A 14,542-nucleotide genomic window follows, 5' to 3' on the forward strand; every position below is an offset into this window, starting at 1 on the left:
CGCGCCGAAACGACAAGTGCGCGCACTTACGGACGCAAACAGACCCATTTGTGTCCGTAAGTGCGCAGGATCGTCGTTTCGGCGCGAACATATGAACGCAAATCACCTCCAGTGAGCATCGCATCGGCCAGTTGGCTCTTCCAGCGCTCCAATAAGTAAGGTAAGTTAACAAATAGCGGAAAACTTCCGCGAGACAGTGTTGTCGCGACGGGGAAAAATCACTGTTCTTTGAGGGGATTTGCACAGGTTTTTTCACGCATACCCATTGGTATATGGCGAAAATTTCTATTTTCCTTGGAAATTAATAATGTTAACAACACACGTTCTTGTATTTTGTTAAGAGTGTTATCATAGAAAACTGAGACGCGCGTGTCGGGCTTCCGTCATGCGTATCCGCTCAAGGTTAAACCTTAGTGCTCCATGATGAAGGTAAGGAAATATGAGAAAACGAGTGGTTTCAGTGGCCCTTGCGGTTGCACTCGCTGTCGCCCCACTGGGGGTGGGCAGCACAGCGTCCGCCGCGCCGCTTTCTGCAAGTGATTTGCAGACTCTCGCGCTCCGTTCAGCGGCTAGCTCCAATGACGCGAACGCCAACGATGTCGCCACCGTCGCGGACGATGCTGCCGTGAACGGCTGGACGATTGACCGCAACACCGCCAAAGGCGGCGAAATTCTTGCAGCCGGCACTGGCGATTATGCGGGATGGACTCATTTCAAGTCCACCTCCGCCAACGGCAATGCCACCAGCAGCAGTGGCTATCCGGCTGTCGCCATTAGCGGCAAGACGATTGACCTGACTCGGGCTGGAGAGTTCTCCATCAAGGTCAAGTCCCCGCAGGCTGGTTCCGCGAACCGTTTTGGCTTCTACCTCGGCTACAAGGATCCGGGCAACGCCCTGTTCCTGGGCTATGACAAGGGGGGCTGGTTCTGGCAGAAGTATGTCGGCGGCAATGGCGATTGGTACAACGGCACACGTGTCGCTGCCCCTGCCGCGAACGCTGAAATCACCGTCAACGTCTCCTGGACTGCCGCCAAGGTTGCCACGCTGACTATTGACGGACAGAAGGCGTTCGATGTGGATTACTCCTCGATGACCGCGCTGACCGACAAGCTCGCCATGAAGGCCGGCTCTTACTCCGGCACCAGCGAAGTCACTGATGTCTACTTCAAAAACTTCACCGTGGGTGAAGTCGCCAAGCACAACGTGACCGGCAAGGTCGTCGACGCCAGCGGCGCCGCCATCGCCGGCGCCGAAGTCGTCACCGGCAAGAACTCCGCCACCACCGCGGCGGACGGCACCTTCACCCTCACCGGCCTCGCCGCCGGCGACTACACGCTGACCGTGTCCGCCGAAGGCTACGATGACGCCACCAAGACCGTCACCGTCGCCGATGGCAATGCCTCAGTCGGCAACATCACGCTGAACAAGTCGGCCGAAGTCGCCACTGAGACGCTCTCCACCGCCGCCATGGACGTGCGCGTGAAGAAGAACTTCCCGTCCGTGTACGACTACACGATGAAGAAGCTCGACGGCAAGATCATGTACGGCCAGCCGAAGGACGTGCGCGTCATCACCATCAACGGCACCGACGTGACGCTGAAGGACTCCGACGTGACCTTCAAGAAGGTCAGCGCGACCGAGGCCCAGTACACGCTGAACGTCAAGAGCGGCAACAAGATCAACGCGGTCGTCACCGCGCAGATCAAGGTCGTCGACAATACGCTCAAGCTCAACGTCACCAAGATCGTGAACAAGGCGGATGACACCAAGACCGAGGCCGAGGAGAACCCGGTCCAGACGATTGCGTTCCCGAACCAGAGCCTCATCTCCGTGCGCTCCGGTCAGGACGGTGCCCAGTTCACCGGCGCCCGCATGTCGTCCGACACTGCCAGGCCCGGTGACACCAACTTCGGCATCACCGCCGACACCACGGTCGGCAATGCGAACGACTACACCTACGGCTTCGTCTCGGGCAATGGCCTGAGCGCCGGCCTGTGGTCCAACTCCGAGCACGACGGCACCACCGTCGGCAACACCGTCGCCGGCGGTGCGAGGAACACCCGCGTGCTCACCTCCACCCAGAAGGTCGGCAAGGCCACCTCCTTCGGTCTGGGCACTGCACCGTGGTACTACCACCGCGTCGTGACCGACACGAAGAAGCGCACCTACACCGTCGAAGAGACCGACATGCCGAAGATGGCCGTCGCCATCGCTGGTGACGAGAACGAGGACGGCACGGTCAACTGGGAAGATGGCGCGATCGCATACCGCGACATCATGAACAACCCATACAAGTCAGAGGAAGTGCCCGAGCTGGTCGCATGGCGCATCGCCATGAACTTCGGCTCCCAGGCGCAGAACCCGTTCCTGACCACGCTTGACAACGTCAAGAAGGTCGCCCTCAACACCGACGGCCTCGGCCAGTCCGTGCTGCTCAAGGGCTACGGCAACGAAGGCCACGACTCCGGCCATCCGGACTACGGCGACATCAACACCCGCGCCGGCGGCGCCGCGGACATGAACACCCTGATGGAGAAGGGCACCGAGTACGGCGCCCGCTTCGGCGTGCACGTCAACGCGTCCGAAATGTACCCGGAAGCCAGGGCCTTCAGCGAGGACATGGTGCGTCGCAACTCCAGTGGCGGCCTGAGCTACGGCTGGAACTGGCTGGATCAGGGCATCGGCATCGACGGCATCTACGATCTCGCCTCCGGCATGCGCAAGTCCCGCTTCGCTGACCTCAAGAGCAAGGTCGGCGACAACATGGACTTCATCTACCTCGACGTGTGGGGCAACAACACCTCCGGCGCCGAGGACTCGTGGGAAACCCGCAAGATGAGCCAAATGATCAATCAGAACGGCTGGCGTATGACCACCGAATGGGGTGCCGGCAACGAGTATGACGCAACCTTCCAGCACTGGGCCGCCGACCTTACCTACGGTGGTTCCGGCATGAAGGGCGAGAATTCTCAGGTCATGCGCTTCCTGCGCAACCACCAGAAGGACAGCTGGGTCGGCGACTACCCGTCGTACGGCCAGGCCGCGAACGCCCCGCTGCTCGGCGGCTACAGTATGAAGGACTTCGAAGGCTGGCAGGGACGCAACGACTACGCCGCGTACATCAGGAACCTGTACACGCACGATGTGTCCACCAAGTTCATCCAGCACTTCAAGGTCGTCCGCTGGGTCAACAGCCCGCTCGACGCCACCTCCGTGAAGGATGCCTCCGTCAACAACGGCAACGAGCAGATCACGCTGAAGGACGACCACGGCAACGTCGTCGTCCTGTCCCGTGGCTCCAACGACACCAACAACGGCGCGTACCGCAACCGCACCATCACGCTCAACGGCATCACCGTGGCGTCCGGCGCGGTCTCCCCGGGCAACAGCAACACCGTCAAGGGCACTGAGTCCTACCTGCTGCCGTGGCTGTGGGACGTGAACACCGGCAAGCTCGTCAAGTCCTCCGATGAGAAGCTGTACCACTGGAATACCCAGGGCGGCACCACCGAGTGGACCCTGCCGAAGGATTGGCAGAACCTCGCCTCCGTCAAGGTGTACCAGCTCACCGACCAGGGCAAGACCAACGAGAAGACCGTCGCCGTCTCCGGCGGCAAGATCTCGCTGACCGCCGAGGCCGAGACCCCGTACGTCGTGACCAAGGGCTCCGAGAAGCAGATCTCCGTCAAGTGGAGCGAAGGCATGCACGTCGTGGACGCCGGCTTCAACGGCGGCCAGAACACCCTCAAGGACAACTGGGCCGTCTCCGGCACCGGCAAGGCCGAAGTCGAAGGCACCAACAACGCCATGCTGCGCCTGACCGGTGACGTGAAGGTCTCCCAGAAGCTCACCGACCTGACCGCGGGCAAGCGTTACGCGATCTACGTGGGCGTGGACAACCGCACCAACTCCCCGGCCAAGATCACCGTGACCAACGGCACCAAGGTCCTCGCCACCAACGAGACCGGCAAGTCGATCGCCAAGAACTACATCAAGGCGTACGGCCACAACACGTACTCGAACACTGAAGGCGGCAGCAGCTACTTCCAGAACATGTACGTGTGGTTCGTGGCTCCGGAAAGCGGCGACGTCAAGGTGACGCTCTCGCACTCCGGCGCATGCGACAACACCGACCATGTGTACTTCGATGACGTGCGCGTGCTTGAGAACGGTTACAAGGGCCTGACGCTCAACGCTGACGGCACCCTGAAGACGCTCACCAACGACTTCGAGGACAATGCCCAGGGCATCTGGCCGTTCGTGGTCTCCGGCTCCGAAGGCGTCGAGGACAACCGTATCCACCTGTCCGAGCTGCATGCCCCGTTCACGCAGGCCGGCTGGGATGTCAAGAAGATGGACGACGTGCTCGACGGCAAGTGGTCCGTCAAGGCCAACGGCCTGATCCAGAAGGGCACGCTGATCTACCAGACGATCCCGCAGAACGTCAAGCTGGAACCGGGCGAGACCTACAAGGTGTCGTTCAAGTACCAGTCCGGCTCCGACGACATCTACGCCATCGCCACCGGTGACGGCGAGTACAACGCCAGCACCGTCAAGCTCACCAACCTGAAGAAGGCCCTGGGCGAGGACGGCACGGCCGAGTTCGAGATCACCGGTTCCATCACCGGCGACAGCTGGTTCGGCATCTACTCGACCTCCACCGCTCCCGACCTGCAGAACACGTCCGATTCCGCCGCCGCCTTCGGTGGCTACAAGGACTTCGTCCTCGATGACCTGAAGGTCGAGCACGTGGCATCCGCCGAGCGCACCAAGGCCGACGCCGAGGCCAAGCTCAAGGAAGTCAAGGACACCTACAACGGCAAGAGCGGCGACTACTCCGCCGAAGTCTGGACCACGTACGTGAACACGGTGGCCGAGATCGAGGCGCTCATCGCCAAGGATAAGCCCGACTACACCACCGCCTACAACAAGGCTGTGGCGCTGGCCGAGTACATGAAGAACGCACCGGGCGACGACTCGAACGATGCGTACGACGTGGCGACCGACGCCTACACCGTCGAGGCGGGCAGCCAGCAGGCACTGTCGGGCGGCAATGAGGGCCCGGCAAGCCTCGCCCAGGACGGCAATGCCGGCACCCACTGGCACACCTCCTGGAGCGCCAACGCAGTGTCCGCCGGTACCGCCTGGTATCAGTTCAACCTGAACGAGCCGACGACCATCGACGGCCTGCGCTACATGGCCCGCAGTGGCGGCGCGAACGCGAACGGCAAGATCAAGAAGTACAAGATTACGCTGACGCTGTCCGACGGCACCACCAAGGACGTCGTCACCAATGGCACGTTCACCACGACCAGCGGTGTCTGGCAGAAGGTCAAGTTCGACGCGGTCAAGAACGTCACCAAGGTGCGCATCACCGCTCTCGAAACCGCGGGACAGTCCGCGGGCGAGGTGAACACGTACGCCTCCGCTGCCGAGCTGCGTGTCACCACGGTTCGCGACGTGCCGAGCACCGAGGTCAAGGTCAACAAGTGCGATCTGCAGAACCTGTACGATGACGCTTCCGCCCTGACCGAGGCCACCTACACCGCCGACACCTGGAAGGTGCTCGTCGCCAAGCGCGACGCCGCCAAGAAGGTGCTGGACGACGAGAACGCCACCGCGTACGACGTGGCTCTCGCCTACCAGAACCTGAAGGACGCCATCGCCGCTCTGGAAGAGCGCGTGGACACCTCCAAGCTCGCCGGCCTGGTCGCCGATGCCGAGAAGCTCAAGGAATCCGCGTACACCAAGGATTCGTGGGCCGCGTTCAAGAAGGCTCTGGATGCCGCCAAGGCCGTCCTGAACAATGCGAACGCCACCAAGGCTGACGTCGATGCCGCGTATAACGCGCTGAACGCCGCGATGAAGGCCCTGAAGCCCGCCTCCTCCAAGCCGACTCCGAACCCGGAGACGACCGACAAGAGCAAGCTGCAGGCCACCATCGATCAGGCCAAGGCCCTGGATCTGAGCGGTTACACGAAGAAGTCCGCCCAGGCCGTGCGTGACGCCCTCGCCAAGGCCCAGAGCGTCCTCGCCGATGACAACGCCACCCAGGCTGACATCGACGCCGCGCAGAAGGCCCTCGCCGACGCGATCGCCGCACTGGAGAAGGCCGATGCCAACGGCAACGCCATCTCCAAGACGGGTGCGAACGTCGCCGTCATCGGCATGGCCGGCATGATGCTGGTCGCCGCCGCTGGCGCGGTGTTCATCGCCCGCAAGCGCGCCGAGTGATATAAGTAAAATAGAAATAGGGAGGTCGCCCTGTGGCGGCCTCCCTTTTTTGTGTTCAATCCGTTATGGGTGGCCAGGACCGCGTCATTCTGCCTCCGCCAGCGGGGGCAAATATGTAGTCCCTTGTTTTATATTTCAGGCGTAGATGTTTCTCGGGCGCATGTCCTCCGGCAGGCCCTCCAGCAGTGTCGCCACGGAGCCTTCCTCGAAGACGGAGCGGATGCCTGCGGCCAGCAGCGGCGCCACCGACAGCACGGTCATGTTATCCAGGCGCTTCTCCTGCGGCACTGGCACAGTGTCCATCAGGATGATTTCGCGGGCGCCGCAATCGCGCAGGCGCTCCACGGCCGGGCCAGACAGCAGACCATGCGTGGCGACCAGAGTCACCGAGGCGGCGCCGGAGCTGCGCAGCGTGCGCACGGCCTCGCAGATTGTGCCGGCGGTGTCGATCATGTCGTCCACCACCACGCAGTCGCGCCCCTGCACGTCGCCGATGATGCCATGCGCTTCGGCATGGTTCGGGCGCGTGATGTCGCGAGTCTTGTGGATGAACGCGAGCGGGAGCCCGCCCAGCTTGGCGGCCCACTGCTCGGAAACCTTGATGCGGCCGGCGTCGGGGGAGACGATCGTCGCCTTGTCCATAGGCACGTGGCTGCGCACGTAGTCGATCAGCACGGGCATGGCGGTCAAATGGTCGACCGGGCCGTCGAAGAAGCCCTGCTCCTGCGCGGCATGCAGGTCGACGGTGACCAGACGGTTCGCCCCCGCGGTGCGGAACAGGTCGAACATCAGGCGGGCGGTGATCGGCTCGCGGCCCTGATGTTTCTTGTCCTGACGGGAGTAGCCGAGGAACGGTGCCACGACGGTGATGGACTTGGCGGAGGCGCGCTTGAGGGCGTCGATCATCAGCAGTTGTTCCATCACCCACTTGTTGATCGGGTTGGTGTGGCACTGCAGCACGAACACGTCGGCGCCTCGAACCGGCTCCGCGAACCGCACATACATCTCACCGTTGGCGAAGTCGTATGCGGTGGTGGGCAGCACGTTGATGCCGAGATATTGAGCCACTTCATTGGCAAGCTCAGGGTATGCGCGGCCCGTCACCAAGGCCAGTCGCTTATCGGGTGTGCCCTCAAGGATCGCCGACATGTTTTTCCGCTCTTTCCGTCGATAGTTTCGTTACCGTTCACCGTGGTGATACGTTGCCGTACACAAACCTTATCCAATATACAAGAACCCGCCGTCCCAAGAGGAACGGCGGGTTGCGATGCTCACGGATTCTTCCACTTACGGCACGGTGCGCGCAGCAGGTGCCCCGTGCCGGGCGAAATCATTCCGATCAGTCGTCGTCCAGCGTGATGTCCAGCTTGTCGCCGTCCAGCGTGAACTGTCCGCTGATGCTGAAGCTGGTGGAACTGTCCGTCGGCTCCCAGGAGTCGTCATAGTTCTTGTACTCGTACGCCACCTTGGCTTCGCCGCCGTACACGTAGAAGCTTCCCGAGTCGATGCTGAGGTCATCAGTGGTGACGGTCGGGTATTCGGTGATGTTCCACGCGATGTTGCGGTAGTCGTCATCGGAACCGTACATGCTGAACGGGCAGCCTTCAGGCTGTGCATCCGTGGACTTGGCGCAGGTATCCAGCTTGTCCTTGATCTTCGCGTTGATCTCGTCTGCCAGAGCGTCGGTCGGCTCGGCAGAGATCGAGGCGGAGGATTCGAAGGAGGTGGTCAGCGTCGTCGAATCCGCGGTCAGATACTTCGACGTGACCGGTTCCACCGTGTACGAGCCCGGATACACCTTGAAGGTGTAGGTGCCGGAATCGGATGCTGTGGCGTTCTTTGCGCCGACCTTGACACCGTTGACGGTGAAGTTGGTGATGGCCGGTGACGCGTAGACGGAGATCTCCTTGACCAGCGGCGTCGTGATGTTCCAGTTCTTGAAGATCAGGAACTTGGATCCGTTCGGCGCGACCGTCAGAATGTCGGTCATGGACTTGCCGCCCAGCGTGTACGAGATCCGCATCGTGCGGGAGCCGTCCGCGTTGTCGGTGGCGGAGATGATGCGCTGGTTGCTGATCGTGGTCTTGTCGCCCTTGGAAGCCGCATTGGTGAGCAGCGTGCGCTTGCCGTTGGCGACCTGCGGGTCGGAGATGCCGTTGGCCTTGTCATAGTCGCCGGACGCGATGGCCGACAGGTAGCTCTTCACGGTGTTATCGGCGCTGAACACGGTGGAGTTGACCACTGCGTAAGCGATACCGAGCAGGGCAAGCACGCCGACGATGGCGCTGATGATGATGGCCAGCTTCTTCTGCTGCGGGGTCATGGCCTTGGCTGCAGCCGGGGCGGCGGGAGCAGCCACCGGAACGGGGGCGACAGGTGCAGCTGCAGGAGCGGCAGGAGCGCCGGCAGGAACTTGGACAGTCGGGGCACCACCTTGGGCCTGAAAGGCCGCGGCGTCGGTGCCGGCAGCGGGAACCCCCTGAACCGGAGCACCGGGAACCGGGGCGCCCTGAACGGGAACGCCAGCTGCGGGCGCGGTCGGCGCTCCGGTGCCGGCGCCAGGCTGTCCGCCGAAGGACTGCTGCGGGCCGGTGTAGCCGACGGCCGCGGCGACCTGTGACGGGAAGCGACCAAAGTGCGCTCCGCATGCCGCCGCATACGCGGTGACCTCGGCGGGCGTCGGGCGGACCGTGCCGCCGACGAACAGCTTCCATGCGCCGCCCATCGACAGCACCATGGCCGGGCCGAATGTCAGCGCCACCACCTCGATCAGGAACGACCATACGGCCGCGACGAGGAAGTACCATGCCGCGATGTTCAGCGACACGTCAGAGGTATCGGACTGCATGGTGTAACCCAGCGTCACGGACGTGAACAGGAACGTGACGATCAGCCAGATCACCAGCGTGGCGACCGGAGACTTCCACGAGTGCTGCCATCCCGCATATGCCGGATCATAGATGTTGCGGGCCGCGGCGCGCAACGCAATGTAGAACGTGGTGATAAGGAACACCACGAATACCAGCCACAGCTGCCACGGTGCGCTGATGGAGCCGACGTACTGGTTCGAGATGCCGAACAGCGACAGGTTAGCGATATTACCGCTGGCCGTGATGCCGACCGCGCCGAACGAGCCGAGTGCGAACGTCAGGAACGAAAGGTACGGCAGCAGAATCGGGAACAGCATGAACATCTGGCCGTTGTGCAGGCTGCTGGATAGCATGATCAGGCAAATGAAGCCGATCACCGTGAACACGACCGCGTAGATGAACGCCGCATCAAGCAGCGTGCGCACGAAGCCGCGCGTGCGGTGAGCCCACTTCCAGGCCGCGGTGAACACGTTGTTGGAATCCGAGGCGTACTGGGCGAGCAGATAGCCGAAGAACGCGCCGATCGCGGCGAGCAGCAGCGTCATGAAATACGTACGGGCGGAGACGCCGGTCAGGATGGCCTTGGCCTGAATGCCGCCCATGCTGCCGGCTCCCAGCGTCAGCGGGAAGATCGCGGCGAGAATCAGATAGACGAATCCCATCATGACGCCGACGATGACGCTGCTGACGATGCCGGTCCACTTGAACCGGATGGCGAACTTACGCGCGAACCAGTATGCGCCGAACGCGGTGCCGAGAACCAGCGCCACGCCGGAAAGACCGACAGGCATCCATAGATGGCCGGACACGCCGATGGACGACAGGGAGAGGTTGCCTCCGGTGATATTGGGCGACAGTTGACCGGATACGCCCAGAACCATCACCAGAATCAGGAACTGGAAGAAGTTCGGCGTCACCGTGCCGGAACCGCTGGCGTCACTCATCATGTCGGACAGGCCGGGGACCATGCTCAGCTTGGACGCCCATGATGAGCCGGCCGACAAGAAGAAGATGGAGCCGATCAGGGCCAGCGCCATCGCGCCGATTAAGCCGAAGGCAAGGCTGATTGCGGCGGTCTGCAGCGAACGCGCGGAGAACAGCTCCTTGAACATCGGGTTGGGGACGAACTGCTGCGGAGCGCCGGGCTGAACCGGGGCGCCGGGTGCGCCGGGGGTAACGGGGACAGGTGCGCCGGGGACGGGAGCACCAGGCGCGGGCGCAGCAAAAGTGCCGGGAGCCGGTGCTGCAGCCGCAACAGGTGCGGCGGCGGGAACTTCTCCGGCCGGAGCGGCGACTGGCACTTCTGCCGCCGGGACGGGAGCTGCAGGAGCTTCTTGTGCGGGGACTGGTTCGGGAACCGCCGGGAAGGCCGGCTCGGCCGCGGGCTGTTCCGCGCCGGGGAATGCGGGTGCCGGCTCGGGCTGCGGTGCCGCGGCCTGTGGGGCCGGTACGGGTTCAGGGAATGCGGCGACGGGAGCGGGTGCTTCCGGCTGAGGCGTGGCTGCGGTGCCGTGTGGAGCGGTGCCGAGCACGGTCGAATCTTCGACGTTGTCGTTGCTGTTTGCTGCGGCGACCGCGAGCGTCTGCCCGCATTGCGTGCAGAATCGTGCGGCGCTGGACAGCGTGGCGCCGCAGTGAGGACATATCATAACAAGCCCCTTTCTTGGTTTGCTCTTCCCTCCTTATTGTATAGTCGCCACGTCATCTTCAGCATCTTATTCGCGGTATTTGGGCGGGGTATATAAGGTATGTTTTCGCCCCCATCGGGCAGGTAATCCGATATCCGATAGGGGCGAAAACATGCCAATGCATTCTCTGTGCCTGTGGCGTCATCTGTCCATGAATACGTTGCCGTTGGCGGCGAGGCATGCCAGCACTTCCGGTTTCTTCATGTCATACGTCGTGTTGACGGTCTCTCCGGGAGCGGCATGACCCATTGCGTTCGCCTCCTTCTCGTATTGTTCGACGGTGTAGGATTTCGGCACCAGCCCGGCGCGCTTAAGGCAATCAACTGCTCCCTCCTCATGAGACGCATACAGATTGGGATTGCCGACTTGTGCCATATACAACGCGTCCACCGAATCCACGGTGGCGATTCCACACGCGTTCAAGTCCTTGGCCTTTTTCTGGATGTAGTCAAGGTCATCGGCTTTATCTGAAGGAAGTATGTCTCCCTGCGGCTGCTGGATGCCGTTGGAGTAAGTTTTCAGTGTCGGCCTCGGATAGCCCTTGTCTTGGACGCACGTGATGTATCGGCTCCATGCGGCCTTGTAATCGGACAGACTTATTTTGCCGCTTGTCGCGGCCTTGCGCAGTGTCGCTTTCTGCGCGGGGTCCATTCCGGAGTCCTGGCCGAGCAGCTGCGTCGCATAAGCCTGCAAAGATGAGGCGAGACGGTTCCCGCCCGAGCCGGAATCCGTTGCTTGGTGCGTGTTCCGTGCCGTGCCGCATCCGCACAGCATCGCAATGGAAAGCGTAATGACGGCGATGACGGCGATGGCCATCGTCACCGTACGACGGGATGCCGGAATATGCCCCATTCTTGCTCCGATCTGCATGATAATCTCCTCTTCGAAATTTCATCGATCTTTAATTTTAATATCTGAAAGACATCTCGATCAAATGGTTGCGGACGTCATTTGGTGTCCGTATCGCAGTATATTTGCAGGGGAATGCTGTCATGCAGTGTAACGTTGAGCGCAGGATAGTCATGAGGAGAGATTATGCGGTGTTCCCGTTGTGGTGCGAATGTCGTTGAGGGCGATAGATTCTGCGAGAACTGCGGGGCGCCCGTAGCCGTGCAGGCGGGTTCCGTGTGCCCGGTGTGCGGTCAGCAGTCAGAACCCGGCATGCGGTTCTGCCAGCAGTGCGGTGCCGAGCTGTCCGCCGGCCCGCAGTCTGCACAGCCGGCCCAGTCGGATGACGACGGCCCGACCATGCTGAGTCAGTCCCCTCTGCTGAAGCCGCCGTTCCAGGCACCGCAAGCAGGAGTGCCTGGAACGGGGCAGGATGACCGGTTCCAGCAGACCATGCAATCCGATTGGACCGTGCCATCTACTCAGCCGCAGTCTGCGCAGCCGGTGCCGACCGCCCAGCCGGTGCCTCCTGAACAGCCTTATCAGGCTGTTCGGCAGTACGCGGGACAATACGGTGCCGCCCAGCCCGGTGCCGTCTTCCCGCCGCAGGCCGTGCAGCCGCCAGCCCAACCGTCACGGCCTGGAGAGTCCGCCGGCAAGGGCAAGAAGAAGACCGCGCTGATCGTCGGCATCATCATCGCCGTACTCGTCGTGGCGCTTGCCGCCGGATTCGGCGTCTGGTGGTTCATGCTGCGTGATTCCGGCACCCAATCGGCTCAGACGCAGTCGACATCCCAGCAGAGCGGCAAGACCAAGTCCGGCGACAGCAAAGCCGCGAAAGACGACAAGCACTGCACCGCTGCGCCCGATGCCGAGCTGAGTTCCGTCGACCACAGTGACACCAATCTCGTCGCGCAGCTGCAGCTCACCTCCAACTGCGCGTCGACGAAGGACGGCGACACGGCGGAGTTCAAGGAATCCGACGTCAAGGTCAGCATCAAGGACGATGATGGCAATGTCATCGCCTCGGCCGTCTTCGACTTCTCCAAGCAGCCGGTCAAGTTCAATGGCGAGACGGCCAACGTCGCGCTCGAATTCACCACGAGGCAGTACTGGCGCCCGTACGACCAGATCGAGACCGGCAGCGCCGAGGTCATCCTGCAGACCGGTCAGAGCGGCACCGGCGAGGCGGGCAGTGCGGACGGCGACGCGTTGGCGGGCTCCGACATCGACAGCGAGGACGCCGAGCGGTACGCGCAGCTTGCGTTGAGCTGGCAGCTCAAGCATGACGAATCCGCCGCATCCCGCTTCTACACCACCTACACCACGCAGCTGTCCAGCAAGAAAAACGACATGAAGGCCGACGGCAAGACCTGGCATTACGTGGACATCTACGAGCAGTTCCTGCAGCAGCGCATCAAGCACAAGAACGCGATCCTGATCTGGTCCGGCGATTACCCGACGTACACGAAGGCCGACGCTTCGACCGCGTATTACGTGATCCTGTCGGGTGATACGGTCGACTCGGTGAAGGCCGGCGACGCATGGTGCAAGTCGAACGGCTATGGTGCCGCGGATTGCGCGGTCGTGGATTTGCAGTAGGACGGATTACTCCCCAGTCGCTTCGCGACAGCCCCCGCAAGCTGTCGCGGGCATGGCGTAGCTTAGAGAAGTTGCTGTTTTCAGCAGCGCGTATACACACTCCTGCCATGGATAGTCCATGGCCGACTAGTCCGAAGGAGGTGGGTGATGTCTGCGCATAAGTACGAACTGATGTTCATTGCCGATCCTGAGCTGGATGAGCGCGGTCTGAAGAAGTTGACCGAGCAGTATCTGGAGCTCGTCACCAAGGAAGGTGGTTCCGTCGAGAACACCGATATTTGGGGACGTCGCAAGCTCGCTTACGAGATTGACGGCAAGACCGAAGGCAACTACGTGGTGGTCAACTACACGACCACTCCCGAGGTCAGCGCCGAGCTCGATCGTGTGCTCAACCTGAACGAATCCGTCGTCCGCACGAAGATTCTTCGTAAAGACGCCAAGTAAGCCGTATGAGTTTCTGATTGTTCGCGACTCGCTGAACCAAAGGTAAGAAGGTAAGTCATGGCAGGCGAAACCATCATCACCGTGGTGGGCAACCTCACGGCAGATCCCGAATTGAGGACCACAGGAAACGGCGCTTCCGTCGCCAGTTTCACCATCGCCTCTACCGCGCGTACCTACAATCGCAACACCGGGCAGTTCGAGGACGGCAATGCGCTGTTCATGCGCTGCTCCGCCTGGCGCGATCTCGCCGAGCATTGCGCCAGCACGCTGTCCAAAGGCATGCGTGTCATCGCGCAGGGGCGTCTCCAGCAGCGCTCGTATCAGGCGCAGGACGGCTCGAACCGCACCGTCATCGAGATGACGATTGACGAGATCGGCCCGTCCCTGCGTTACGCGACCGCGCAGGTCACGCGCACGTCCAGCGGCAACGGCCAAGGCGGATTCGCCGGCCGTGGCAATGGCGGCAATGGCGGATTCAACGCCGGTCAGGGCAATGGCGGCGGTTTCGGCGGCAACGCCGGCGGCTACCAGGGTGGCCGTGGCAATGGCGGCTTCAGCGGTGGCTATCAGGGTGGCGGCAATGGCAGCTACCAGGGTGGCGCGTCCGCTGCGGGCAACGCCGGCCAGAGCGCCGCGCCCGCGACCGATCCGTGGGGCACGTCCGGCGATGCCGGCTCGTCCTTCGGTTCGTTCGGTGGCTCGTCCGATTTCGGTGGCGATTCGCAGGAACCCGAGTTCTGATGCCCGTCCGCGGCCATATGAAGCCGCGCGACGCACGTAACAATCCAGAAGCAAGCATTCAATCGTAATTTTCA

Annotated in this window: 7 protein-coding genes; 4 read left to right on the forward strand and 3 right to left on the reverse strand. The window is 62.1% G+C overall.

Going from position 1 to position 14,542, the window contains the following annotated elements:
- The first annotated feature begins 439 nt into the window (after positions 1–439).
- Positions 440–6,235 (forward strand): endo-alpha-N-acetylgalactosaminidase family protein, encoded by a 5,796-nt coding sequence (locus MMB49_RS01535; RefSeq protein ID WP_047297662.1) that lies wholly within the window; start codon positions 440–442, stop codon positions 6,233–6,235.
- 135 nt (positions 6,236–6,370) lie between these two features.
- Here the strand turns inward: MMB49_RS01535 and MMB49_RS01540 are convergent, their stop codons facing one another.
- The 3 genes from MMB49_RS01540 to MMB49_RS01550 all read right to left on the reverse strand — a co-directional run bounded on the left by MMB49_RS01540 (position 6,371) and on the right by MMB49_RS01550 (position 11,663).
- On the reverse strand, positions 6,371–7,384 hold the full coding sequence (locus tag MMB49_RS01540) for a ribose-phosphate diphosphokinase (RefSeq protein ID WP_047271475.1): 1,014 nt from the start codon (positions 7,382–7,384) through the stop codon (positions 6,371–6,373).
- A gap of 190 nt (positions 7,385–7,574) precedes the next feature.
- Positions 7,575–10,754 (reverse strand): zinc-ribbon domain-containing protein, encoded by a 3,180-nt coding sequence (locus MMB49_RS01545; RefSeq protein ID WP_047271477.1) that lies wholly within the window; start codon positions 10,752–10,754, stop codon positions 7,575–7,577.
- A gap of 180 nt (positions 10,755–10,934) precedes the next feature.
- Positions 10,935–11,663 (reverse strand): hypothetical protein, encoded by a 729-nt coding sequence (locus MMB49_RS01550; protein WP_047271479.1) that lies wholly within the window; start codon positions 11,661–11,663, stop codon positions 10,935–10,937.
- A gap of 165 nt (positions 11,664–11,828) precedes the next feature.
- On the opposite strand from MMB49_RS01550, the gene MMB49_RS01555 reads away from it, so the two are divergent.
- The 3 genes from MMB49_RS01555 (at position 11,829) to MMB49_RS01565 (ending at position 14,468) form a co-directional block, all read left to right on the forward strand.
- Entirely contained in the window at positions 11,829–13,283 is a 1,455-nt protein-coding gene (locus tag MMB49_RS01555) for a zinc-ribbon domain-containing protein (RefSeq protein WP_061870515.1), read from the forward strand.
- Positions 13,284–13,430: 147 nt separating this feature from the next.
- A complete protein-coding gene (gene rpsF, locus MMB49_RS01560) occupies positions 13,431–13,727 on the forward strand; it encodes a 30S ribosomal protein S6 (protein WP_003811753.1) in 297 nt (98 codons plus the stop codon).
- A 57-nt stretch (positions 13,728–13,784) separates the two neighbouring features.
- Positions 13,785–14,468 (forward strand): single-stranded DNA-binding protein, encoded by a 684-nt coding sequence (locus MMB49_RS01565; RefSeq protein WP_047271481.1) that lies wholly within the window; start codon positions 13,785–13,787, stop codon positions 14,466–14,468.
- The last annotated feature ends 74 nt before the right edge of the window (positions 14,469–14,542 follow it).

This window comes from Bifidobacterium sp. SKU, assembly GCF_026016405.1.
Taxonomy (GTDB): domain Bacteria; phylum Actinomycetota; class Actinomycetes; order Actinomycetales; family Bifidobacteriaceae; genus Bifidobacterium; species Bifidobacterium bifidum.

Excerpts from the sequence above, each read along its gene's own strand:
- MMB49_RS01550 (WP_047271479.1), bottom strand. The coding sequence starts at position 11,663 with ATGCAGATCGGAGCAAGAATGGGGCATATTCCGGCATCCCGTCGTACG.
- MMB49_RS01535 (WP_047297662.1), top strand. The coding sequence starts at position 440 with ATGAGAAAACGAGTGGTTTCAGTGGCCCTTGCGGTTGCACTCGCTGTC.
- MMB49_RS01565 (WP_047271481.1), top strand. The coding sequence starts at position 13,785 with ATGGCAGGCGAAACCATCATCACCGTGGTGGGCAACCTCACGGCAGAT.
- rpsF (WP_003811753.1), top strand. The coding sequence starts at position 13,431 with ATGTCTGCGCATAAGTACGAACTGATGTTCATTGCCGATCCTGAGCTG.
- MMB49_RS01540 (WP_047271475.1), bottom strand. The coding sequence starts at position 7,384 with ATGTCGGCGATCCTTGAGGGCACACCCGATAAGCGACTGGCCTTGGTG.
- MMB49_RS01555 (WP_061870515.1), top strand. The coding sequence starts at position 11,829 with ATGCGGTGTTCCCGTTGTGGTGCGAATGTCGTTGAGGGCGATAGATTC.
- MMB49_RS01545 (WP_047271477.1), bottom strand. The coding sequence starts at position 10,754 with ATGATATGTCCTCACTGCGGCGCCACGCTGTCCAGCGCCGCACGATTC.